Source organism: Sphingobium sp. SA916 (assembly GCF_002894065.1).
GTDB classification, from domain to species: domain Bacteria; phylum Pseudomonadota; class Alphaproteobacteria; order Sphingomonadales; family Sphingomonadaceae; genus Sphingobium; species Sphingobium fuliginis.
On the sequence record NZ_LXYF01000052.1, the window covers coordinates 113,620 to 134,334 of the forward strand.

General features: G+C 65.8%; 27 protein-coding genes. 14 read left to right on the forward strand and 13 right to left on the reverse strand.

Annotation, left to right across the window (positions count from 1 at the left end):
- The first annotated feature begins 195 nt into the window (after window positions 1-195).
- The 4 genes from A8G00_RS16575 to argB all read left to right on the forward strand — a co-directional run bounded on the left by A8G00_RS16575 (window position 196) and on the right by argB (window position 3,249).
- Window positions 196-954 carry a TorF family putative porin gene (locus tag A8G00_RS16575; protein ID WP_044661418.1) on the forward strand — a complete coding sequence of 253 codons (759 nt, stop codon included), beginning with the start codon at window positions 196-198 and terminating at the stop codon, window positions 952-954.
- 100 nt (window positions 955-1,054) lie between these two features.
- Entirely contained in the window at window positions 1,055-1,564 is a 510-nt protein-coding gene (locus A8G00_RS16580; protein ID WP_044663002.1) for a sterol desaturase family protein, read from the forward strand.
- Between the two features lie 70 nt (window positions 1,565-1,634).
- Complete coding sequence (locus A8G00_RS16585; protein WP_044661417.1) at window positions 1,635-2,306, forward strand: queuosine precursor transporter; 672 nt, start codon at window positions 1,635-1,637, stop codon at window positions 2,304-2,306.
- Between the two features lie 25 nt (window positions 2,307-2,331).
- Entirely contained in the window at window positions 2,332-3,249 is a 918-nt protein-coding gene (gene argB / locus A8G00_RS16590; RefSeq protein WP_044661416.1) for an acetylglutamate kinase, read from the forward strand.
- A 55-nt stretch (window positions 3,250-3,304) separates the two neighbouring features.
- On the opposite strand, the gene A8G00_RS16595 is transcribed toward argB, so the two are convergent.
- Complete coding sequence (locus A8G00_RS16595) at window positions 3,305-3,868, reverse strand: GNAT family N-acetyltransferase (protein WP_253258021.1); 564 nt, start codon at window positions 3,866-3,868, stop codon at window positions 3,305-3,307.
- A 169-nt stretch (window positions 3,869-4,037) separates the two neighbouring features.
- Between A8G00_RS16595 and A8G00_RS16600 the strand changes: the two genes are divergently transcribed.
- From A8G00_RS16600 to A8G00_RS16620, 5 genes are read left to right on the forward strand one after another with little or no spacing between them, the layout of a single operon-like run.
- A complete protein-coding gene (locus A8G00_RS16600; protein ID WP_007688568.1) occupies window positions 4,038-4,328 on the forward strand; it encodes a YggT family protein in 291 nt (96 codons plus the stop codon).
- Window positions 4,325-4,654, forward strand: coding sequence for a DUF167 family protein (locus tag A8G00_RS16605; RefSeq protein ID WP_025549347.1), 330 nt, complete (start codon window positions 4,325-4,327; stop codon window positions 4,652-4,654). The genes A8G00_RS16600 and A8G00_RS16605 overlap by 4 nt, the downstream gene beginning before the upstream one ends.
- Window positions 4,651-5,544 (forward strand): bifunctional methylenetetrahydrofolate dehydrogenase/methenyltetrahydrofolate cyclohydrolase FolD, encoded by an 894-nt coding sequence (gene folD / locus A8G00_RS16610; protein WP_044661414.1) that lies wholly within the window; start codon window positions 4,651-4,653, stop codon window positions 5,542-5,544. Before A8G00_RS16605 ends, folD begins: the two co-directional genes overlap by 4 nt.
- Window positions 5,541-6,209: a hypothetical protein gene (locus tag A8G00_RS16615; protein ID WP_044661413.1), complete on the forward strand. Its 669-nt coding sequence runs from the start codon at window positions 5,541-5,543 to the stop codon at window positions 6,207-6,209. The genes folD and A8G00_RS16615 overlap by 4 nt, the downstream gene beginning before the upstream one ends.
- A complete protein-coding gene (locus A8G00_RS16620) occupies window positions 6,206-6,823 on the forward strand; it encodes a MarC family protein (RefSeq protein WP_025549344.1) in 618 nt (205 codons plus the stop codon). The genes A8G00_RS16615 and A8G00_RS16620 overlap by 4 nt, the downstream gene beginning before the upstream one ends.
- A 103-nt stretch (window positions 6,824-6,926) precedes the next feature.
- Here A8G00_RS16620 and A8G00_RS16625 read toward each other — a convergent pair whose 3' ends face one another.
- The 10 genes from A8G00_RS16625 to coxB all read right to left on the reverse strand — a co-directional run bounded on the left by A8G00_RS16625 (window position 6,927) and on the right by coxB (window position 15,667).
- Window positions 6,927-7,808: a class I SAM-dependent methyltransferase gene (locus A8G00_RS16625; RefSeq protein WP_044661412.1), complete on the reverse strand. Its 882-nt coding sequence runs from the start codon at window positions 7,806-7,808 to the stop codon at window positions 6,927-6,929.
- 1 nt (window position 7,809) lies between these two features.
- A complete protein-coding gene (thrC, locus tag A8G00_RS16630; protein ID WP_103001199.1) occupies window positions 7,810-9,210 on the reverse strand; it encodes a threonine synthase in 1,401 nt (466 codons plus the stop codon).
- A gap of 43 nt (window positions 9,211-9,253) precedes the next feature.
- Window positions 9,254-9,880, reverse strand: coding sequence for an SURF1 family protein (locus A8G00_RS16635; RefSeq protein WP_044661410.1), 627 nt, complete (start codon window positions 9,878-9,880; stop codon window positions 9,254-9,256).
- The gene (locus A8G00_RS16640) at window positions 9,877-10,275 is read right to left on the reverse strand and encodes a DUF983 domain-containing protein (protein WP_238320052.1); all 399 of its coding nucleotides are present in this window, start codon (window positions 10,273-10,275) and stop codon (window positions 9,877-9,879) included. Before A8G00_RS16640 ends, A8G00_RS16635 begins: the two co-directional genes overlap by 4 nt.
- 84 nt (window positions 10,276-10,359) lie before the next feature.
- Window positions 10,360-11,190, reverse strand: coding sequence for a cytochrome c oxidase subunit 3 (locus A8G00_RS16645; RefSeq protein WP_025549339.1), 831 nt, complete (start codon window positions 11,188-11,190; stop codon window positions 10,360-10,362).
- A gap of 36 nt (window positions 11,191-11,226) precedes the next feature.
- Window positions 11,227-11,802 (reverse strand): cytochrome c oxidase assembly protein, encoded by a 576-nt coding sequence (locus A8G00_RS16650; protein ID WP_044661409.1) that lies wholly within the window; start codon window positions 11,800-11,802, stop codon window positions 11,227-11,229.
- The gene (locus A8G00_RS25805; protein WP_255308763.1) at window positions 11,802-11,933 is read right to left on the reverse strand and encodes a hypothetical protein; all 132 of its coding nucleotides are present in this window, start codon (window positions 11,931-11,933) and stop codon (window positions 11,802-11,804) included. Before A8G00_RS25805 ends, A8G00_RS16650 begins: the two co-directional genes overlap by 1 nt.
- A complete protein-coding gene (locus A8G00_RS16655) occupies window positions 11,930-12,850 on the reverse strand; it encodes a heme o synthase (RefSeq protein WP_044661408.1) in 921 nt (306 codons plus the stop codon). The genes A8G00_RS25805 and A8G00_RS16655 overlap by 4 nt, the downstream gene beginning before the upstream one ends.
- Window positions 12,851-12,967: 117 nt before the next feature.
- The gene (ctaD, locus tag A8G00_RS16660; protein ID WP_044661407.1) at window positions 12,968-14,635 is read right to left on the reverse strand and encodes a cytochrome c oxidase subunit I; all 1,668 of its coding nucleotides are present in this window, start codon (window positions 14,633-14,635) and stop codon (window positions 12,968-12,970) included.
- An 18-nt stretch (window positions 14,636-14,653) separates the two neighbouring features.
- On the reverse strand, window positions 14,654-15,667 hold the full coding sequence (coxB, locus tag A8G00_RS16665; RefSeq protein ID WP_044661406.1) for a cytochrome c oxidase subunit II: 1,014 nt from the start codon (window positions 15,665-15,667) through the stop codon (window positions 14,654-14,656).
- 241 nt (window positions 15,668-15,908) lie between these two features.
- On the opposite strand from coxB, the gene pyrE reads away from it, so the two are divergent.
- From pyrE to A8G00_RS16690, 5 genes are read left to right on the forward strand one after another with little or no spacing between them, the layout of a single operon-like run.
- Window positions 15,909-16,490: an orotate phosphoribosyltransferase gene (gene pyrE / locus A8G00_RS16670; RefSeq protein ID WP_025551902.1), complete on the forward strand. Its 582-nt coding sequence runs from the start codon at window positions 15,909-15,911 to the stop codon at window positions 16,488-16,490.
- Window positions 16,491-16,493: 3 nt separating this feature from the next.
- A complete protein-coding gene (locus A8G00_RS16675; protein ID WP_044661405.1) occupies window positions 16,494-17,231 on the forward strand; it encodes a pyridoxine 5'-phosphate synthase in 738 nt (245 codons plus the stop codon).
- Window positions 17,228-17,629 (forward strand): holo-ACP synthase, encoded by a 402-nt coding sequence (acpS, locus tag A8G00_RS16680; RefSeq protein ID WP_044661404.1) that lies wholly within the window; start codon window positions 17,228-17,230, stop codon window positions 17,627-17,629. The genes A8G00_RS16675 and acpS overlap by 4 nt, the downstream gene beginning before the upstream one ends.
- A gap of 31 nt (window positions 17,630-17,660) precedes the next feature.
- Window positions 17,661-18,551 carry a signal peptidase I gene (gene lepB, locus A8G00_RS16685; protein ID WP_044661403.1) on the forward strand — a complete coding sequence of 297 codons (891 nt, stop codon included), beginning with the start codon at window positions 17,661-17,663 and terminating at the stop codon, window positions 18,549-18,551.
- Between the two features lie 23 nt (window positions 18,552-18,574).
- Window positions 18,575-19,657, forward strand: a complete 1,083-nt coding sequence (locus A8G00_RS16690) for an AI-2E family transporter (protein ID WP_025551896.1) — start codon at window positions 18,575-18,577, stop codon at window positions 19,655-19,657.
- A 160-nt stretch (window positions 19,658-19,817) separates the two neighbouring features.
- Here A8G00_RS16690 and A8G00_RS16695 read toward each other — a convergent pair whose 3' ends face one another.
- Window positions 19,818-20,381 carry an FKBP-type peptidyl-prolyl cis-trans isomerase gene (locus A8G00_RS16695; RefSeq protein WP_044661401.1) on the reverse strand — a complete coding sequence of 188 codons (564 nt, stop codon included), beginning with the start codon at window positions 20,379-20,381 and terminating at the stop codon, window positions 19,818-19,820.
- A gap of 88 nt (window positions 20,382-20,469) precedes the next feature.
- Entirely contained in the window at window positions 20,470-20,676 is a 207-nt protein-coding gene (gene rpsU, locus A8G00_RS16700) for a 30S ribosomal protein S21 (RefSeq protein WP_004208618.1), read from the reverse strand.
- Window positions 20,677-20,715 lie beyond the last annotated feature (39 nt).

A 20,715-nucleotide genomic window follows, 5' to 3' on the forward strand; every position in this document is an offset into this window, starting at 1 on the left:
CATGCCTGATTTTGTTGCAGACCAGCAACATTACAGCAGCAAACTTCATCGACCAGCAATAAAATCTTGTGCGCCGCAGCGGGGAAAGGCATCCCTCCTTCGTTGAGGCAACCCGGTCCATCCCGTGCAGGGCGATAGAGATCCGGGACCATGACGCAGGTGGGACGATCGCAGATACCATCAAGGGGAAATCATATGCGTAAGTCCATACTCGGCCTCTCGGCCCTTGCCCTTGCCGCCATGTCGGCACCGGCCTTCGCTCAGGACGAGCCCACTCCGGATCTCACCGTGACCGGCAACGCTGCCGTGGTCACGGATTATCGCTTCCGCGGCATTTCGCAGACGGACAAGCGCTTCGCATTGCAGGGCGGCCTCACCGTGACGCACAGTTCGGGCTTCTACGTCTCGACCTGGGGCAGCTCGATCGATGACTATGTCGCCGCTGGCAGCGATCAGGAACTTGACCTGATCGCCGGTTACTCCAAGACCGTCGGCGCGGCCACGTTCGATGTCGGCGTACTCTATTATTACTATCCCGGCTCGGGCGGCGGCAACACCGACTTCGTCGAGCCCTATGCATCGATCAAGGGCACCTTCGGCCCGGCGACCGCCAAATTGACCGCCAACTATGCTCCCAAGGCCAAGGCGCTCACCGTCGACGGCGTTCACAAGGAAGACAATCTGTACCTTGCCGGTGACCTGTCGGCCAGCATTCCGAATTCCCCGCTGGGCGTGTCGGCACATCTGGGCCACAGCTTCGGGCCGAGCTATCTCGTTCCCGTCGGCAAAGGCTATACCGACTGGAGCATCGGCGCGACCTACACCTGGAGCCATTTGACCTTCGGCGTCAGCTATGTGGACACCGACACCCATTTCCGGCCGAATGCTGGCGCTGGCAACTTCCGCGATGCCGCCAGGGGCGGCGTGGTAGGTTCGGTTACCGCGTCCTTCTGATCGCACGACAAGTTACGAAGGGCCGCGATCCATTTCGGTCGCGGCCTTTTTTTGTCCTTTGCAGCTCGCCTGCATGCAGGTCGCAACCTATAATGCGCCGATGACCGCCCTTTCGCTCATCCTCATCTTCCTCGCGACAGTCGTCGCGATGGAGGGCTTCGCCTATGTCATGCATCGCTGGGTGATGCACGGGCCGGGCTGGTTCCTGCACGCCAGCCACCATCGGGAACGCACCGGCCGCTGGGAAGCGAACGACCTCTATTTCGTGATCTTCGCCATGCCCTCCATCCTGCTGCTGCTGGGCGGCGTGCAGTGGCAGTGGGGCGACTGGGCGACGGCGATGGGCGCCGGCATCGCGGCCTATGGCGCCATCTATCTCGGCTTCCACGACATCATCGTCCATCGCCGCATCGGCCATCGCCACGTCCCCCGCTCCGCCTATATGAAGCGGATCGTCCAGGCCCATCGCCTGCACCATGCGGTGGAGACGAAACAGGGCTGCGTCAGCTTCGGCTTCCTCGTCGCGCCAAGCCCGGAAGCGTTGAAGCGCACACTCGCGCGGAACGGCAAGGCGGGGCTGCGCGCCGCCAAGGGCGCTTTGGAGAGCTGAACGGGCGAACGGAAGCTGCCCCGCCTTCTAAGCACTTCCCACTCCGCCGAAACCCCGGTAAGTGCCGGCAATGGCTTCGCATCCCGCGCCCATTGCGCGTTCGCTTTTCGTCTTTTCGATCTTCTATGGCGGCATGGTCTGCATTGCGGGCGTGCTCGGCAACAAGCAGGTGACGCTGGGGCCGCTGTCCGCCATCGGTCCCTGGTTCGGCCTTGGTCCGCTGGCGGTGGAGGCAGGCATATTCGCCTTCCTGCTGCTGGTGACGATTTCCAGCGCCGTGGCGGAACTGCATGGCCGCGCCGTCGCCAACCGGCTGGTGCAGGTGGGCTTCCTGCCGCTGATCGCCTCCATATTGCTGTCCATCGTCGTGCTGTCCGTGCCCGCCGCCAGCGACATGGACCCGGCAAGGCGCGACGCCTTCGCGCTGATGATGGGCGGCACGCCGCGCATCTGGCTGGGCGGGATCATCGCCTATGGCATTTCACAGACGCTGAACGTCACCCTCTTCGCCGCGCTCAAGGGGCGGGAGGGCAGCCGCCTGCTCTGGCTGCGCGCCGCGGTCGCAAGCATATTGTCGCAGATCGCGGATACCCTGCTCTTCGTCTCCATCGCCTTTTACGGCGTGTTCCCGATCGGAGAGCTGCTGCTGGGCCAGATGCTGGCGAAGATCACGCTGTCGGCGCTGCTGGTGCCGCCCGTCATCTATGCGCTGGTCGCGCTGGGGCGGCGGCTGGATCGTTAGCTTGCGGCTGGGCGCATAGTGCCCTATGCGCCCGCGCATGAACAGCAAGCACGCCCCCGATCCGGCGCTCCTCGCCAAGGCCGAAACCCTCGTCGAAGCATTGCCCTATATGCAGCGATATGCGGGCAAGACCTTCGTCGTGAAATATGGCGGCCATGCCATGGGCGATCCGGAGGCGGCGCGCGATTTCGCGGAGGATGTCGTGCTGATGAAGGCGGTCGGCATCAATGTCGTCGTCGTCCATGGCGGCGGACCGCAGATCGGCGCGATGCTGAAGAAGCTGGGCGTCGAATCGCAGTTCGTCGGCGGCCTGCGCGTCACTGACAAGGAAACCGCGCAGATCGCGGAAATGGTGCTGGCCGGATCGATCAACAAGGAGATCGTGGGCTGGATCTCCGGCGCTGGCGGCCGCGCGGTGGGCATTTCGGGCAAGGATGGCGGCCTGGTCCTCTGCGAAAAGGTGCTGGGCAAGCGGGAGGCGGACCCCAATTCCGGCATAGAACGCAATGTCGACCTGGGCTTTGTCGGCGATCCGGTGCGGGTCGACCGCAGCATCCTCGACACGCTGACGCAGAACGGGATCATTCCGGTGGTCGCGCCGGTAGGCATCGGCGCGGACGGGCACACCTACAATGTCAATGCCGACACCATGGCGGGCGCCATAGCGGCGGAATTGCAGGCGGCGCGCTTCTTCCTCCTCACCGACGTGGCGGGCGTGCTGGACAAGCAGGGCCAGTTGCTGACCGATCTCGACCCGGCGGCGATCCAGGGACTGGAGGAGGACGGCACCATCAGCGGCGGCATGATCCCGAAGCTGGAAACCTGCGTCCGTGCGGTGGAAGGCGGGGTGGACGCCGCCGTCATCCTCGACGGCCGGGTGCCGCATGCGATGCTGCTGGAAATCTTCACCGATCGCGGTGCGGGCACGTTGGTGCACCGGTGATCGGACGGTAAGGCCATGTGCTCCCGCCCGCGCAGGAGCACACTCATCTGCCTCTTCAACGTCCCTTGAGAAGCAGCGCCGGATCGGCCCAATGATAGCGCTGCTCCGGCAAGGTGCGCCCATCGGGACCGGCTTTGGCCGTATTTTCCACCACCAGCCCGCCGCGATGCCCATAAAATCCCCTCGCCGCATGATTGTCGGCATAGCACCAGAGGTACAGGCCGCTTCCGGGGAAATGCTCCAGCGACCATCGGGCCGCCTCGGCCAACAAGGCGCTGCCCAGCCCCTTGCCCCTGGCGTCCGGCAGGGCATGCAGATTGTCGACCAGCGTGCCCCAGCGCGGATGATCCGCGCCGACCAGGCAGGCGAAGCCGACCGGCCGCCCCTCCTCTTCCACGACGATGATCCGCTGTGTGGGCGCTGCTTCGGCCAGCCGCCGCCTCCAATGCGCCAACCGCTCCGCCTCGATCCCGCCCGCCAGATAGGCCGGGTCCATGAAATGCGCATAGGCGCTGCGCCAGCTTGCCACATGGCAGGCGGCGATCAGGGGAGCGTCCTCAGGCGTGGCGTCGCGAAATTCCATGGGGCGGGGTATAGCGGCGGGGCTGGCGAAATCCATGCCGCTGGCCGAACGGGCCTTGCATCTGGTGGAATAATCCCCCACCGCGCTGGCGATGCGGGCATCCCCTCGGCTCCATCGGCTTTGCTTTCCGCGATTTCCGGGCCGTCTGATGTTCCATCCGGCTTGAAATCGCTCTAGAGCGAATGCCCATCAATTCGGAGATCGCATGGCCTACGCCCTCTATCAGATCATCGTCATCCTGCTCGATGTGCTGTGGTGGATCATCATCATCCAGGCCATCATGAGCTGGCTGATCGCCTTCAACGTCGTCAATCTCTCTAATGATTTCGTGCGCACCGTGATGGTCGCGCTGGATCGGATGACGGCGCCCATCTACAATCCCATCCGCCGGGTGCTGCCGGACCTGGGCGCGCTCGACCTGTCGCCCATGGTCGTGCTGCTGGGCATTCTCATCATCCGCCAGGCCATATTGCCGCCGCTGTTCGGGCTGGTGTGACGGTCTGGAGCCGGGACGGCGACGATCTCCTCCTCTCCGTCCGCCTGACGCCGGGCGCGACGCGGGAGGAGGTCGGCGGCGTCTGGACGGACGACAGGGGCGCGGCGTGGCTGAGCGCCCGCGTCCGCGCCGTGCCGGAAAAGGGCAAGGCCAATGCGGCGCTGATCGCGCTGCTGGCGAAGCGGCTGGATTGGCCCCGCAGCGCGATTTCGCTGGAATCGGGCGACACCAACCGGCTAAAGCGGCTGCGGATCAAGGGGGGCGGTGAAGCGTTGGCCTATGGCCGGCTCTCCACCATTATCGAAGAACAGGGTGAAGCATCATGACCATCGGCAAGATCATCGACGGCAAGGCCTTTGCGGAGACGCTTCGCGGCAAGGTCGCGGACGGGGTCGGCGCTTTCATAGCGAAGACGGGACGCAAGCCAGGTCTGGCCGTGGTGCTGGTGGGCGAGGACCCGGCCAGTTCCGTCTATGTCCGCAACAAGGGCAAGATGACCGTCGCCGTGGGCATGGAAAGCATGGAGTTCAAGCTGCCCGCTTCCATAGGCGAGGAGGAATTGCTGGACCTGGTCGAGGAACTGAATGCCGACGACCGGGTGGACGGCATCCTCGTCCAGTTGCCGCTGCCGTCGCACATCAACGAAGCATCGGTGATCGGCACGATCGATCCCGCCAAGGATGTGGATGGGTTCCATGTCGTCAATTCGGGCCTGCTCGCCACCGGGCAGGAGGCGCTGGTGCCCTGCACGCCGCTGGGCTGCATCATGCTGCTGAAGGATGAGCTGGGCGACCTTTCCGGCCTGGAGGCGGTGGTCGTCGGCCGCTCCAACATCGTGGGCAAGCCGATGGCGCAATTGCTGCTGGCGGAAAATTGCACGGTCACCATCGCGCACAGCCGCACGCGGGACATCGCCTCGGTGGTGCATCGCGCCGACATCGTCGTCGCCGCCGTGGGCCGGGCGGAAATGGTGAAGGGCGAGTGGATCAGGCCCGGCGCGACCGTGATCGACGTCGGCATCAACCGCGTCACCGATACGGATGACGGCAAGAGCCGGATCGTCGGCGACGTCGCCACGGCCGAGGCGCTGGCGCATGTCCGCGCCATCACCCCGGTGCCGGGCGGCGTCGGGCCGATGACCATCGCCGTCCTGCTGCGCAATACGCTGGTGGCGGCGCATGCGCGGGCCGGACTGCCCAAGCCGGAGGGGCTGTGAAGGCGCGCGCCGCGCTTCTTGCCCTGACATTGCCGGCGCTGGTGGGCGCGCGCCCGCCCATGCGTTATCAACCCGATCCCAGTTCCGTGTTCGCCGCCGAACTCGCCTTCAACCGGCTGGCGCAGCAGAAGGGGCAATGGACCGCCTTCCGCGCAACGGCGGCGGACGAGGCGGTGATGTTCGTGCCGCAGCGGGTGCTGGCGAAGCAATGGCTGAAGGGCCGCGCCGATCCGCCCGCCCCGGTAAGCTGGACGCCGTCGGCCATCTATGTGTCCTGCGACGGCAATCTGGCGGCCAGCACCGGCGGCTGGAAGCGGCCGGACGGATCGGTCGGCTATTTCACCACCATCTGGCAACGGGACAGGAAGGGCGAATGGAAATGGATCATGGACCATGGCGACACGCTCGCCAGCGCCCGTGAAGCGCCCGAATTCCTCATCGGCAAGGTCGCGACCTGCAAGCGCGGCCGCGCCGGCGACGGCCCCCGGTCGGCCGTTCCCCCTCCGGATCGCAAAACGGGCGGGATACAGCCGGTTCCCGGCGACGAAAGCCTGAGCTGGAGCGCAGAAGCCGCCCCGGACGGCAGCCGCCGCGTGACCGTGCGCATGTGGAACGGCACCGGCTATGAAACGGTGATCGACGACAGGGTGGCCGCGGCGCCATGACGGAACTGTTCATCTCCGCCTTCGTCACCCTGTTCGTGGTGATCGACCCGCCGGGCTGCGCGCCGATCTATGCCAGCCTCACCACCGGCGCGACGCAGATCCAGCGGCGCGGCATGGCGATCCGCGCCGTGGCCATCGCCGCAGGCATCCTGCTGCTGTTCGCGCTCTGGGGCAAGCAGTTGCTGGGCGTGCTGGGAATAGAGCTGGACAGTTTCCGCATCGCGGGTGGGATCATGCTGTTCATCATCGCCATGGACATGGTGTTCGAAAAGCGCACCCAGCGGCGAGAGGACCGGGCCCAGAAGATCGCGGAAACGCCCGAGGTCGAGGATGTTTCGGTCTTCCCCATGGCGATGCCGATGATCGCCGGGCCGGGTTCGATCGCCACGGTCATGCTGCTGATGTCACGGGCGGAAGGGCTGAGCGAGCGGCTGGTGGTGATCGGCGCGGTGGTCGTGACGCTGGTGCTGATGCTGGGGTCGCTGCTGGCGGCGGGGCCGATCATGGCGCTGCTCGGCGCCAAGATCGAAGCGGTGATCACGCGGCTGCTGGGCGTCCTGCTGGCGGCACTGGCCGCTCAGTTCGTGATCGACGGGCTGAAGGCCAGTTTCTAAAGCGCACCGCGTTAAATCGGGCGCGGGCAGGAGCCGGTCGACACGTCTGGACCGCGCAGACGGAAGAAACTTCAGCCGCCCGTCGCCCAATGACGGAATGGACTCAGCGGCTCCACCGGGCCCAGATCGCGGTGGGCAGCATCAATCCGCGCGCCTCTTCGCGCACCGCCAGTTCGCCCGCTTCCACGGTGCCCGGCAGATCGGCAAAGGCCTGGCGCAGCAATTCCCCGATGGCCAGCGCCGACATGCGCACGGCATAGACGGTCAGGAACAGAAAGCGGCTGTCCGCATCCAGCAATTGCCGGCAATGGGCGATCAGCCCCGGCAGATCCTCCTCCAGCCGCCAGACCTCTCCATCGGGCCCACGGCCATATTTGGGGGGATCGAGCAATATGCCGTCATAGCGCCGCCCGCGCCGCACCTCGCGCGCGACGAACTTCGCCGCATCGTCGACGATCCAGCGGACCGGCCGGTCCTCCAGCCCCGACAGCGCGGCGTTGGCCCGCGCCTGCGCCACCGACTTCTTGGAGGCATCGACATGCACCATCTGCGCGCCCGCCGCCGCCATGGCCAGCGTGCCGACGCCGGTATAGCCGAACAGGTTCATCACCTGCGCCTGATCCCCGGCGCTGACCTTGTCCGCGACCTTGCCGCGCATCCAGTCCCAGACCGGCGCCATGTCGGGAAAGAAGCCCAGATGGCGAAAGGGCGTGCAACTCGCCTGAAACGTCACCTCGTTCCAGCGCAGGGGCCAGCCTTCGGCCGGCACGGGGCGCTCGTAGAACCAGCGCCCGCCGCCCTCCTCGTCGGAACCGGGGACGAATTCGCCGTCGGCCTGCCAATCGTCCTGCGCGGGCGCCCACATCGCCTGCGGCTCCGGCCGGATGAAGCGGTGACGGCCATAGCGCTCCAGCTTCCGCCCATGACCCGAATCGATCAGGCCATAGTCCGGCCAGGGCTCACCGATGAGGGTCTGAAGGTTCACCTCAGCCCCTCGGCGTCGCCCGCTCCGCGACATAGGCCGTGACCGCGTCGAAGGTGCCGGGCAGCTTGGCATAGGCCTCTTCCCGCGCGAACAGATCGCCCACGCGCGAAGGCAGCGAGGGGCGGATTCCCGTGGCCCGCTCGACCGCCGTGGGGAACTTGGCCGCATGCGCCGTCGCCAGCGTGACCACCGGCACCGCCGGGTCGAGGTCGATCGCCCGCGCCGCCGCCAGGCCGACCGCGCTGTGCGGATCGATCACCTGCCCCGCCGCGTCATAGGCCCAGCGCATCGCCATGGTCATGGCGTCGGCATCGACCCGCGCCGACGCGAACAGCGCCGATGCGCCGTCCCGCTGCGCATTGGTGAGGCGCATCGCCTTGCTCGCCTCGAATCCCTTCATCTGCTCCGCCAGCGCCCTGCCGTCGCGCCCGCCCGCGTCGAACAGCAGCCGCTCGAAGTTCGAACTGACCTGAATGTCCATGCTGGGGGTGGCGGTCGCCACCACCTGCCCCTGGCTATAGTCACCCTCCGACAGCGCGCGGTGGAGGATGTCGTTGACGTTGGTCGCGACCATCAGCTTCGCGACCGGCAAGCCCATCTTCCCCGCGACATAGCCCGCGAACACATCACCGAAATTGCCGGTGGGGACGGAGAAGGCGATGGCGCGTTCGGGCGCGCCCAGACGGACCGCGGCGTAGAAATAATAGACGACCTGCGCCATCAGCCGGGCCCAGTTGATGCTGTTCACCGCCGACAGGTTGAAACGGCGCGCGAAGCCGGCGTCGTTGAACATCGCCTTCACCAGCGCCTGCGCGTCGTCGAAGCTGCCGTCGATGGCGATATTGTGGACATTGGGCGCCAGCACCGTGGTCATCTGCCGCCGCTGCACGTCCGACACGCGGCCGTCCGGATGCAGCATGAAGATGTCGATCTTCTCACGTCCGGCGACCGCATCGATCGCCGCCGATCCGGTGTCGCCGGAGGTCGCGCCGACGATGGTCAGATGATCGTCCCGACGCGACAGGAAGCGCTCGAACAACTGGCCCAGCAGTTGCAGCGCCACATCCTTGAACGCCAGCGTCGGCCCGTGGAACAGCTCCAGCAGCCAATGCCGGTGGTTGAGCTGCACCAGCGGCGTCACCGCGTCATGGCTGAACCGGCCATAGGCGGCGGTGCACAACTCCCGCAATTCCTCTTCGCCCAGCGATCCGGCGACGAAAGGCGCCATGACCCGTACCGCCGTTTCGACATAGGAAAGGCCCGAAAGCGCGCGAATCTGGTCTGCGGAGAAGCTGGGCCAGCTTTCCGGCACATAGAGACCGCCATCGGACGCCAGCCCGGCCAGCGTCACATCCTCGAACCCGAGCGCAGGCGCGCTCCCTCTGGTGCTCACATAGTGCATGATGGGGTAGCGCGGTAACGCCGGACGCGCCTTCGGGCAAGCATTAAGGTCGCGGCGTCCGTCTGCGCAACGCGAGGAGGTAGATGACCGCCGCGATGCCGGCGAAGAAGAACCATTGCACGGCATAGGCCAGATGGTTGTTGGGCACGTCGGCGGCGGTGGGCGGCGCCAGCGGCTTGAGACCCGGCACCGGTTCTCCGGCGATCAGCATGGGCCGCAAGGGCATGGCCCGGCCGCCGATCCGCGACAGGAGCGAGCGGTGATCGGGTTCCTCCCCGATCCAGCCGCGCATCTGACCGCCCTGCCATTGGGGCTTGGCGTCCGGCGTCCTGGCGACGCCCGCCGCCACCAGCACACCCGGCCCCTCGATGCCCGTCGCGCATTCGGCAATATAGCGGTAGCCGACCGATCCATCGGCGGCCCGCCCGGCTTCGCTGCGCCAACGGACGACGCGAAGGCAGTGGGCGGAGGAGCGCCGGAACAGAAGTTCGGGCGGCACGGGCGGATGGGCGGGAAAGGCGATGGCAGGCTTGGACGGATTCGCCGCGACCAGGCTCAGCGTCGCCTCCTTCTCCGCCCGGCGTTGAAGCTGCCAGACGCCAAGACCGATCATCACCAGCACCGCCGCCGCGACAATCAGCGTCGGGACAAGAGGCAGGCGGCGGCTCATGCCTCGCGGTCCCCGGCGGTCAACCGTCCCTCGCGCGCCTTGTTGCGATATTCCAGGATGAGCAGCGCGCCCTTCGCCACCCGCAGGCTGCCGATCACGGCCAGGACGGTCAGCGGCGTCCAGAGCAGGATGTGCAGCCAGAGTGGCGGGTGGACCTTCAATTCCAGCATCAGCGCCATCGCCACCATCAGCGCGCCGATGATCAGTGTCAGGAAGGCGGCAGGGCCGTCCCCGACATTGAACTGGCCATAGTCCAGCCCACAGGACCGGCACGAAGCGGCAAAGCGAACGGGCCCCGCGAACAGCGTCGACGCGCCGCATCGCGGACAGGCGCCCATGGCCGAAGCGATCAACAGCGGCTGCGGCATGGGGGATTGGGGATCTGGCGAGGACATGGGGTCAGGCATAATGCCCGCTGCCGAAAAAGAAAACGGCCGGAACAGGTCCGGCCGTCTTTCGCAAATCCATCGGCGGAAGGATCAACCGCCGTGGACCGGCGCGCCCCAGCCGCCCCAGACATAGATGGCGACGAAGAGGAACAGCCACACCACGTCGACGAAATGCCAGTACCAGGCAGCCGCCTCGAAACCGAAATGCTGGCGCGGGGTGAAGTCGCCCCTGTGCGCGCGGATCAGGTTCACCAGCAGGAAGATGGTGCCGATCAGCACGTGGAAGCCGTGGAAGCCCGTCGCCATGTAGAAGGCGGAGCTATAGGGGCTGCCGCCGAAGGGGAACGGCGCATGGGCATATTCATAGGCCTGGATGGAGGAGAAGAGGACACCCAGGATGACCGTGAGCGTCAACCCCTTCTTCAGCCCCTCGCGGTCGCCGTGGATCAGCGCATGGTGCGCCCAGGTGACGGTCGTGCCCGAGCAGAGCAGGATCAGCGTGTTGAGCAGCGGCAGCTCGAAGGCGTTCATCACCTCGATGCCCTTCGACGGGAACAGGCCCTCGATCGGCGCCAACTGGCTGGGGAAGAGCGAGAAGTCGAAGAAGGACCAGAACCAGCCCACGAAGAACATGACTTCCGACGCGATGAACAGGATCATGCCGTAGCGCAGGTGAAGCTGCACCACCGGCGTATGATCGCCCGCATGCGCCTCCGCGATGACATTGGCCCACCAGCTGTACATGGTGAACAGCACACCCGCGACGCCGATCAGGAACACCCAGCCGCCGCCGGCGGGCAGCGCATCGGGATGCATCCACATGATCGCGCCGAAAGCCATGACCAGCGCCGACATGGAGCCGAAAAAGGGCCAGATGCTGGGCGGAAGAATATGATAATCGTGGTTCTTGGCGCCTGCCATGACGTTTCTCATCCCCGTTCGCGTTATGATTGTGCCTTAGCTTGGCTTCTTGTCCTGCTCAACAGGATAGAAGGTGTAGCTGAGCGTGATTTCCTGCGTGTCCTTATTGTCGGCGTCCGTCAATATCTTCGGGTCGACATAATAGATCACCGGCATGCGCACCTGCTCCCCCGGCTGCAGCGTTTGCTGGGTGAAGCAGAAGCACTGGATCTTGGTGAAATAGGCGCCCGCCTGGAGCGGCGTGACGTTGAAGCTCGCGGTCCCCGTCACCGGCTTGTCCGACATGTTCTTCGCTACAAAGATCGCCATGTTGCGCGCGCCGACCGTCACGGTCTGGGTGCGGCGTTCGGGATGGAACTGCCACGGCATGCCCGGCGCCACATTGGAATCGAAGCGGATCGACATGCGGTGGCCCACCGCTTCCCTGACCTGCACATCGGCGGCCGCCCGCTGCGTGGTGCCGCCGAAGCCGGTCTGCTCGCAGAAAATGCGGTAGAGCGGCACGGAAGCGAAACCCAGGCCCAGCATGGAGAGACCGACGCCCGCCATGCCGATCATGGTCCGCCGGTTGCGGCGGTCCCGGTCGAAAGGCGATGGCGGCAGGCTCGCCATCACTGGCCGCCGCCGATCTTGGCGATGGTGATCGCGTAGAAAAGGATGACCAGCGCGCCCAGCAGCACGCCCGTCACGATGGCGCGGGATTTCTGCCGCGCGCGGACCTGCCGGTCTTCCTCGGGGGTCATGCGGCCACCCAGCGGTCAACGACCACCGCGCCGAAGAGGAGGAAGAGGTAGAGGACCGAATATTTGAACAGGCGCTTTTCCGGGGTCATGCGCGCGGGATCGCTCTCGCGCCGGCGGAACACCTGAAAGGCCAGGGCCACGAACAGCGCCGTGCCGAGCAGGGCCGTGGTGCCATAGATGGGCCCGGTAAGGCGCAGCAGGACCGGCGCCATGGCGGCGACGGCCATGATCGCGGTGTAGAACCAGATCTGGCGCCGCGTCGCCACCTCGCCGGACACGACCGGCAACATGGGAATGCCGGCGGCGGCATAATCCGTCTTCACGAACAGGGCCAGCGCCCAGAAATGGGGCGGCGTCCAGAAGAAGATCAGCATGAACAGCGCAACCGGCAGGGCGCCGATGTCGCCCGTCACCGCCGCCCAGCCGATGACGGGGGGGAAGGCGCCCGCCGCGCCGCCGATGACGATGTTCTGCGCCGTCCTGGGCTTGAGCCAGATGGTGTAGACGAAGACGTAGAAGAGGATCGACACGGTCAGCACCGCCGCCGCCAGCCAGTTGGTCGCGACGCCCATCAGCAGGACCGAGAAGAAGGAGAGCCCAACACCGAAATGCAGCGCCGACTGGCGGTCCATCCGCCCGGCCGGCAGCGGCCGGTTGGCCGTGCGCTTCATCTTCGCGTCGATGTCGGCTTCATACCACTGGTTGAGCGTCGCCGCGGCGCCCGCGCCCAGCGCGATGCAGAGAATCGCCGTGAAGGCCAGAACCGGGTGGATATGCCCCGGCGCCGCGAGCAGACCGCACAGCCCGGTAAAGACGACCAGCGTCATCACCCTGGGCTTGGTCAGCGCGACGAAGTCCCGCCAGTGCGCGGGAATCACAGGAGCCGAACCTTCGGTCATGATCGGCGTGCTTGCCATAATCTCCTCATGCGGTAACCCGGCGCGACGGCCGCGCCGGGATCGCCCTGATTCCGGAATTGGCGGCCTTTACGCCAATCCGGGCGTCCCGGCAAACCGGAACGCCCTTGCCTGCGGTCAGTCGATGACCGGCAGCGTCTCGAACTGGTGGAAGGGCGGCGGGCTGGACAGGGTCCATTCCAGCGTCGTGGCGCCTTCGCCCCACGGATTGCCCTCCGCCTTCTTGCCGGCGACCAGCGACCAGACAAGGTTGACGAAGAAGATCAGCATGCCGGCCGCCATGATCTCATAGCCGTGGCTGGCGACCTTGTTCCAATAGGCGAAGGCTTCCGGATAATCGGGATAGCGGCGCGGCATGCCCGACAGGCCGAGGAAGTGCATCGGGAAGAACAGCATGTTCACGCCGACGAAGAACACCCAGAAGTGCAGATGGCCGAGGAACTCGTTGTACATCCGGCCCGACATCTTCGGGAACCAGTAGTAGAAGCCGGCGAACAGCCCGAACACCGCGCCCAGCGACAGCACATAGTGGAAATGCGCGACCACATAATAGGTGTCGTGCAGCACGTCATCCACGCCGCCATTGGCCAGCACCACGCCGGTGACGCCACCCACGGTGAACAGGAAGATGAAGCCCAGAGCCCAGACCATCGGGGTCTTGTAGCTGATCGACCCGCCCCAGATCGTCGCGATCCAGGAGAAGATCTTGATGCCGGTCGGCACCGCGATCACCATGGTGGCGGCGGTGAAGTACATCTTCACGTTGACCGACATGCCGGTGGTGAACATGTGGTGCGCCCAGACGACGAAACCGACGACGCCGATCGCGACCATGGCGTATGCCATGCCGAGATAGCCGAAGACCGGCTTGCGGCTGAAGGTCGAGACGATCTGGCTGATGATGCCGAAGCCCGGCAGGATCATGATGTACACTTCGGGGTGGCCGAAGAACCAGAAGAGATGCTGGTACAGTTCCGGATCGCCGCCGCCGGCGGCATCGTAGAAGGTCGTGCCGAAATTACGGTCGGTCAGCAGCATGGTGATCGCGGCGGCAAGCACGGGAAGCGCGAGCAGCAGCAGGAAGGCGGTGACCAGCACCGACCAGACGAACAGCGGCATCTTGTGCAGGGTCATGCCCGGCGCGCGCATGTTGAGGATGGTCGTGATGAAGTTGATCGCGCCCAGGATCGAGCTGGCGCCCGCGATGTGCAGCGACAGGATCGCCATGTCGACCGCCGGCCCCGCCGAGCCGCTGGTGGAGAGCGGCGCATAGACTGTCCAGCCGGTGCCCGCGCCGTTTCCGGTGCCGCCGGGCACGAAGGTCGAGCCGAGGAGCAGGACGAAGGCGGGGATGAGCAGCCAGAAGCTGATATTGTTCATCCGCGGGAACGCCATGTCCGGCGCGCCGATCATGATCGGCACGAACCAGTTGCCGAAGCCGCCGATCATCGCTGGCATCACCATGAAGAAGACCATGATGAGGCCATGGGCGGTGATCAGCACGTTCCACAGGTGATAGGCCTGGTCCAGCGTCGCTTCGGGACCGTCGCTGAACTGCGCCCAGGTCTGGAGATACTGGATGCCCGGCTGCGCCAGTTCGGCGCGCATCAGGCCGGAAATCGCGCCGCCGATGATGCCGGCGATGATCGCGAAGATCAGGTAGAGCGTGCCGATGTCCTTATGGTTGGTCGACATGAACCAACGCTGGAAGAAGGCCGGCTTGTGGTCGGCGTCATGATGCTCATGAGCATGATCGCCGTGATGATCTGCGGTAATGGTGGTCATGGCGTCTATGCCCTTACATCAAAGCTTGGCGGCAGGAGCGGCGGCGGGCGCGGCGGCTTCGGCCGTGGCCGCGGGTGCGGCGGCCTTCAGCGTGCCGCCCTGCGACAGCAGCCACTGGTCGAACTGCGCGGGCTCCAGCGCCTCGATCGCGATCGGCATGAAGCCGTGGCGCGCGCCGCAAAGCTCGGAACACTGGCCGTAATAGACGCCCGGCTTCTCGATGGTGAAGCTCTTCTCATTCAGGCGGCCCGGCACCGCGTCCATCTTCACCCAGAGCGAGGGGACCGCGAAGCTGTGGATCACGTCGGCGCCGGTGATGATCAGCTTGATCGGGCGGCCGACCGGCAGGACCAGACGATTGTCGGGCGCCAGCAGATAGGGCTCGCCATTCGCCTCCGCCTTGTCCTTGGGCAGCATGTTCGAAACGAATTCCGGAATGCCGTTGTCGGGATATTCATAGCCCCAATACCATTGATAGCCGGTGACCTTGACGGTCAGCGCATCCTTGGGGGCGGGCTTGTACTGGTCCGCCAGCAGGCCGATCGACGGCACGGCGATGGCCAGCAGGATCACGACCGGCACCACGGTCCAGATCACCTCGATCACCGTATTGTGCGATGTCTTGGACGGCGTCGGATTGGCGCTGCGGCGGAACCGGACCATCACATAGAGCATCAGGACCAGGACGAAGATCGAGATGATGGTGATGATCGGCACCAGCATCACGTCATGCAGCCAGCGCGCCGTGTGCCCGGTGGGCGAGAACTGCTTCTGGAGGGTGATTTCGCCCGGCATCGGCATGCCGATGCCCGGAGTGGGCTTCATCCGGGGCGGCGCGGCCACCTTCGCCGCGGGCGCGGCATCCGCGGCGGACGCCGCTGCATTGCCGGCCGAATCGGCGGCCGCGGCTTCGTTCCCGGCGGCTGGAGCCGCGACGGCGGCATTGTCCTGGGCCAGTGCCGGACCGTTCATGGCGAGCGTGGGCGCAAAGGCCAACAACCCGGCGAGAACGAGCGATTTCACCTTGTTCATAAGCGTCTTCTTACCCCGTAACCCCTTGGCGCCGCTGCAACGAAGACACACGCATACACGTCCCCCCCGCCCGTATCGGTCTGCCGCGGCTTATAAGCATCTTTTTTTACGCCTCAAGCTTCCACAACCAGATTTTCTTCGCTGTTGCAACGCCTAGTTGGTGAGCCTATCTCGCTCTCCGCGCACAGGGGCGCGATCATGGGGCGACCCATGAAGGGTAAGCCATGGATCGAAGACACGGATGACCGACGAGGAAGTATTAGCGGAATTCAGGGCTGCGGGCGCGTTGCTGGAGGGGCATTTCATTCTGTCCTCGGGCCGCCGCAGCGCCAATTACCTGCAGTGCGCGCGCGTGCTGATGAACGCGGAACGCGCGGGGCGGCTGGCGCGCGCCACGGTGCAGAAGCTGCCGCGCGAACTGCGGCAGGAAATCGACCTGGTGGTCTCCCCTGCCATGGGCGGCCTCATCATCGGCCATGAAATCGGCCGCGCGCTCGACAAGGATGCCGTATTCCTGGAACGCCCCGAAGGCACGTTCGAACTGCGCCGCGGCTTCGCCATCGCGCCGGGGCAGAAGGTGCTGATGGTGGAGGACGTCGTCACCACCGGCCTCTCCTCCCGCCAGGCGATAGAGGCGGTCGAGGCGGAGGGCGGCATCGTCATAGCGGAAGCCGCGCTGGTCGACCGTTCCGCTGGAGAGGTGGAGCTGGGCGTGCCCTTCTATCCGCTCGTCAGCATCAACTTCCCGGTCTACGACGCCGATCAGGTCCCGCCCGAACTGGCGGCGATCCCGGCGATCAAGCCCGGCAGCCGGAAGCAGTAGCCCATGTCCCGAACCCCCGCTCATCTGCGCCTGGGCGTCAACATCGATCATGTGGCGACCATCCGCAACGCGCGCGGGGGAACGCATCCCGATCCCGTCAAGGCCGCGCTGCTGGCGGCCAAGGCGGGCGCCGACGGCATCACCGCCCATCTGCGCGAGGACCGGCGGCATATTCGCGACGAGGACATCGCCACGCTGATGGCGGCGCTCACCGTGCCGCTGAACCTGGAAATGGCGGCGACGCAGGAAATGCTGGGCATCGCGCTCCGGCATCGGCCGCACGCCGCCTGCATCGTGCCGGAAAAGCGGGAGGAGCGCACCACCGAAGGCGGGCTGGACGCGGCCGGGCAGATCGACGCTCTCGGCCCGATCGTCGATGCGCTGGGCAAGGCCGGCGTGCGCGTCAGCCTGTTCATCGAGCCCGATGCCGCGCAGATCGAGGCGGCCATGCGCCTGGGCGCGCCGGTGGTCGAGCTGCACACTGGCCGCTACGCGCATCTGGAGGGTTCCGAGCGGGCGGAGGAACTGCGCAGGCTGGCCGATGCGGCGGCGCTGGCGGCCAAGAACGGCATCGAACCCCATGCCGGCCATGGCCTGACCTTCGACAATGTCGGGCCGGTCGCGGCGATCCCCCAGGTCGCCGAACTCAACATCGGCCATTTCCTGATCGGGGAAGCGATCTTCGGCGGGCTGGAGAGCAGCATCCGCGAAATGCGCCGGCAGATGGATCTGGCCCGTTGATCGTCGGCCTCGGCTCCGACCTCTGCAATATCGAGCGGATCCAGAATTCGCTCGACCGCTTCGGCGAGCGGTTCGAGAATCGCGTGTTCACCGATGTGGAGCGGGCCAAGGCCAACCGCCGCCCCTTCACCAGGGCGGGCACGCTCGCCAAGCGCTTCGCCGCCAAGGAGGCTTTTTCGAAAGCGGTCGGCACCGGCTTCAACCGCGGCGTGTTCATGAAGGACATCGGCGTCGTCAACGGCCCCAGCGGCGCGCCGACGCTGCACCTGACCGGCGGGGCGCTCGCCCGGCTGGAATCGCTGGTTCCCGCCGGGCATCGGCCGGTCGTTCACCTGACGCTCACCGACGATCATCCATGGGCGCAGGCCTTTGTGATTATCGAAGCCCTGCCGTTATAAGCGTCGCACCTCTCCAGCCGGAAATCCTCCCATGACGGCAGCCGACATGACCGAAAACGAATCCGCCCCGTCCGAACAGCCCAGCCCGGCTTCCGAACCGGAAAAGGCATCCCTCGACTGGTGGCACGAGGCGAAGAGCATCGCCCTGCTGATCCTGGCGGTGCTGGCCTTCCACAGCTTCGTCGCCAAACCCTTCTACATTCCCAGCGAATCGATGATGCCGGTGCTGTTGAAGGGCGACCGGCTGGTGGTCAGCAAATATCCCTATGGCTGGTCCTATGTCTCCCCCAGCTTCCACCCGCTGCCCTTCCTGAAAGGCCGGATCTTCGGGCGCCTGCCGGAGCGGGGCGACATCGTCATCGTCTCTCCGCAGAACAAGCGGGAGGATTATATCAAGCGGGTCATCGGCCTGCCCGGCGATATATTGGAGGTGCGCGGGGGCCAGGTCGTGCTGAACGGCGTGCCCGTGCCGCAAAGGGTGCTGAAGCCCATCCGCATTCCCGTGGACGGCAACGCGCCCTGCCCGCCCATGCAATTTCCCGGCGCGCTGGTGACGGACGCCAACGGCAAGAGCTGGTGCGAACTGCCGGTGCGGCAGGAGGTGCTGCCCAATGGCAGGAGCTACGTCACCATCGACATGGGGCCAAGCACGCTCGACTGGTACGGGCCAGTGCGGATTCCGGCGAATCACGTTTTCCTGATGGGCGACAATCGCGACAACAGCGCCGACAGCCGCGCACCGCTGGAGGAAAACGGACTGGGCGGGCCGGTGCCGTGGGAGGCCATTGGCGGCCGGGCGGAATTCATCACCTTCTCGCTCGACGGCGATGCATCCTGGAACCCGCTGAGCTGGCTCCATGCCTTCCGCGGTGGCCGCGCGGGGAACAGCCTGCGCCCGGCGAGCGTTACCCCGCCGAAATAAGCATTTCACGATAGGGGCTTGGGTTGAGCGGGACGAAAATCCACATAGAGGAACCCGGCCCCAGCGAGTTGCGCAGCCCGCTGGTCCAGCATGAGATAAAGCGGGCCGGCGTGTGGTTCGCCATCGGCATCGCCATCGCCCTGCTCGTCCTGCTGGCGCAGCCCATCATGCTGATCATGGGCGCGCTGGTGCTGACGACGATGATGGACGGCGGTACGCGGCTGCTGGGCCGGGTGCTGCCCATCGGGCGCGGCTGGCGGCTGGCCATCGTGCTGATCGCCGCCCTCGCCTTCCTGGTCTATACCTTCTACCTGACCGGATCGAGCCTGGCGGCGCAAGCGCAGGCGATGCGGGTCATCGTGGAGACGCAGGTGAACCGTATCGGCCAGTGGCTCCAGCAACTGGGCGTCACCACCACGCCGGAGGATTTCAAGAGCCTGGCGCAGCAGGCGATGAGTTCGCTCGGCCGGGTGACGGCGGCGGTGGGCACCATGGTCGGCGCAATCACCAGCGGCGTGATGATGCTGGTGCTCGCCATCTTCATCGCGATCGAGCCCAAGCTTTACGAGCGCGGCGTCGCCTGGATGCTGCCGATGGACAAGCGCGGCCGCTTCTACGCCATTGCCGACAGGATGGGCTGGACCTTGCGGCGGCTGATGTTCGGCCGGCTGATCGGCATGGCGGTGGAAGGGGTGGGCACCTGGCTGCTGCTCTGGGCGGGCGGCGTGCCGATGGCGGGGCTGCTGGGCATATTGACCGGGCTGTTCGCCTTCCTGCCCAATATCGGGTCGATCATATCGGGCGTGCTGATCGTGCTGGTCGGCTTTTCCGCCGGCGTGGATGCGGGGCTCTACGCTTTCGGGGTCTATCTGGTGGTGCAGATCGTCGACGGCTACCTGATCGTGCCCATGGTGGCCAAACGCGCCACCGACCTGGCGCCCGCGCTCGTCCTTGCGGCGCAAATCCTCTTCGGCGCGCTGTTCGGGATCATGGGACTGTTCCTCGCCGACCCCATCGTCGCGATGATCAAGGTCTATCTGGAGGAGCGGTCGAAAGCGCTGGAGGCGGAGAATGACAGGAGCGCGGCGGTTCCGGTCGCAGGATAGATGGTCCCCGCGCCTTACCCCTGCATTAGCGGATCATGGCACGGCCTGAACCGGGCTCCCGTCTCCGCAGCAGCGGGTTGCAGATGGACAAGGCAAATCCGCCAGGAAAAAGGGCCGGGAAAATCCCGGCCCCTTTTTCGCTTTTCGACTGTTGCCGACCTTATTGGCCCGGCACGCCCTGCGGCATTCCGCCCTGCTGCTGCATCATCTGCTGCATGCGCATGATGTCCGCCTTGGACTTGAAGTCATGCAACTGGACGTCGAACACCAGCACGGAATTGGCCGGGATCGGCCCCGCCGCCTGCTCGCCATAGCCAAGCTGCGGCGGAATCCACAGGCGATACTTGCCGCCCTTCTTCATCTTCTGCAGACCTTCGGAGAAGCCGGGAACCACGCCGTCCACCGGCATGGCGGTCTGCGGATTCTCGTCGAACACCGTACCGTCGAGCAGCGTGCCCTTATAGCCTACCAGCGCCACGTCGGCGGGCGTCGGGCTGGGACCGGCGCCTTCCTCCAGCACCTTGAACTGCAGGCCCGATTCGGTCGTCACCACGCCCTCTTCGCCGCCATTATGCGCCAGGAAGCTGGCGGGCGAAGGCTTCACGCCCTGCTGCCCGGCCCAGGCCAGGCCACCGGCCGCCAGCGCCACCACGGCGACACCCACCCAGAGCCGCGTCAGCGACCCCTTGGCGATAGGATGAAGGGGAACGGCCGTGGTCGACATGGCTTAAGCCTCGCAAATTGGTGCGGGTGATGTTTTCTGTCAGCAGAGGGACGGGACGATCGGTCGACCGTCCCGACAAAGGCGGTCCTTAACGGACGCCGTCGCGCTCGGCGCGCTTGCGCTCCAGCTTGCGGGCGCGGCGAACGGCGGCAGCCTTTTCGCGCGCGCGCTTTTCGGACGGCTTCTCATAGTGACGGCGCAGCTTCATCTCGCGATACACGCCCTCGCGCTGCAGCTTCTTCTTGAGCGCGCGCAGGGCCTGGTCGACATTGTTGTCGCGAACGATGATTTGCATAAGCCAGTCAAACTCCAGTCGAAAACGGACGGATCGCCA

Bases quoted from the DNA above. Each gene is read 5' to 3' on its own strand.
- A8G00_RS16575 (WP_044661418.1), top strand. From the start codon at position 196: ATGCGTAAGTCCATACTCGGCCTCTCGGCCCTTGCCCTTGCCGCCATG.
- A8G00_RS16580 (WP_044663002.1), top strand. From the start codon at position 1,055: ATGACCGCCCTTTCGCTCATCCTCATCTTCCTCGCGACAGTCGTCGCG.
- A8G00_RS16585 (WP_044661417.1), top strand. From the start codon at position 1,635: ATGGCTTCGCATCCCGCGCCCATTGCGCGTTCGCTTTTCGTCTTTTCG.
- argB (WP_044661416.1), top strand. From the start codon at position 2,332: ATGCGCCCGCGCATGAACAGCAAGCACGCCCCCGATCCGGCGCTCCTC.
- A8G00_RS16595 (WP_253258021.1), bottom strand. From the start codon at position 3,868: ATGGATTTCGCCAGCCCCGCCGCTATACCCCGCCCCATGGAATTTCGC.
- A8G00_RS16600 (WP_007688568.1), top strand. From the start codon at position 4,038: ATGGCCTACGCCCTCTATCAGATCATCGTCATCCTGCTCGATGTGCTG.
- folD (WP_044661414.1), top strand. From the start codon at position 4,651: ATGACCATCGGCAAGATCATCGACGGCAAGGCCTTTGCGGAGACGCTT.
- A8G00_RS16620 (WP_025549344.1), top strand. From the start codon at position 6,206: ATGACGGAACTGTTCATCTCCGCCTTCGTCACCCTGTTCGTGGTGATC.
- thrC (WP_103001199.1), bottom strand. From the start codon at position 9,210: ATGCACTATGTGAGCACCAGAGGGAGCGCGCCTGCGCTCGGGTTCGAG.
- A8G00_RS16635 (WP_044661410.1), bottom strand. From the start codon at position 9,880: ATGAGCCGCCGCCTGCCTCTTGTCCCGACGCTGATTGTCGCGGCGGCG.
- A8G00_RS16640 (WP_238320052.1), bottom strand. From the start codon at position 10,275: ATGTCCTCGCCAGATCCCCAATCCCCCATGCCGCAGCCGCTGTTGATC.
- A8G00_RS16645 (WP_025549339.1), bottom strand. From the start codon at position 11,190: ATGGCAGGCGCCAAGAACCACGATTATCATATTCTTCCGCCCAGCATC.
- A8G00_RS16650 (WP_044661409.1), bottom strand. From the start codon at position 11,802: ATGGCGAGCCTGCCGCCATCGCCTTTCGACCGGGACCGCCGCAACCGG.
- A8G00_RS25805 (WP_255308763.1), bottom strand. From the start codon at position 11,933: ATGACCCCCGAGGAAGACCGGCAGGTCCGCGCGCGGCAGAAATCCCGC.
- A8G00_RS16655 (WP_044661408.1), bottom strand. From the start codon at position 12,850: ATGGCAAGCACGCCGATCATGACCGAAGGTTCGGCTCCTGTGATTCCC.
- ctaD (WP_044661407.1), bottom strand. From the start codon at position 14,635: ATGACCACCATTACCGCAGATCATCACGGCGATCATGCTCATGAGCAT.
- coxB (WP_044661406.1), bottom strand. From the start codon at position 15,667: ATGAACAAGGTGAAATCGCTCGTTCTCGCCGGGTTGTTGGCCTTTGCG.
- pyrE (WP_025551902.1), top strand. From the start codon at position 15,909: ATGACCGACGAGGAAGTATTAGCGGAATTCAGGGCTGCGGGCGCGTTG.
- A8G00_RS16675 (WP_044661405.1), top strand. From the start codon at position 16,494: ATGTCCCGAACCCCCGCTCATCTGCGCCTGGGCGTCAACATCGATCAT.
- lepB (WP_044661403.1), top strand. From the start codon at position 17,661: ATGACGGCAGCCGACATGACCGAAAACGAATCCGCCCCGTCCGAACAG.
- A8G00_RS16695 (WP_044661401.1), bottom strand. From the start codon at position 20,381: ATGTCGACCACGGCCGTTCCCCTTCATCCTATCGCCAAGGGGTCGCTG.
- rpsU (WP_004208618.1), bottom strand. From the start codon at position 20,676: ATGCAAATCATCGTTCGCGACAACAATGTCGACCAGGCCCTGCGCGCG.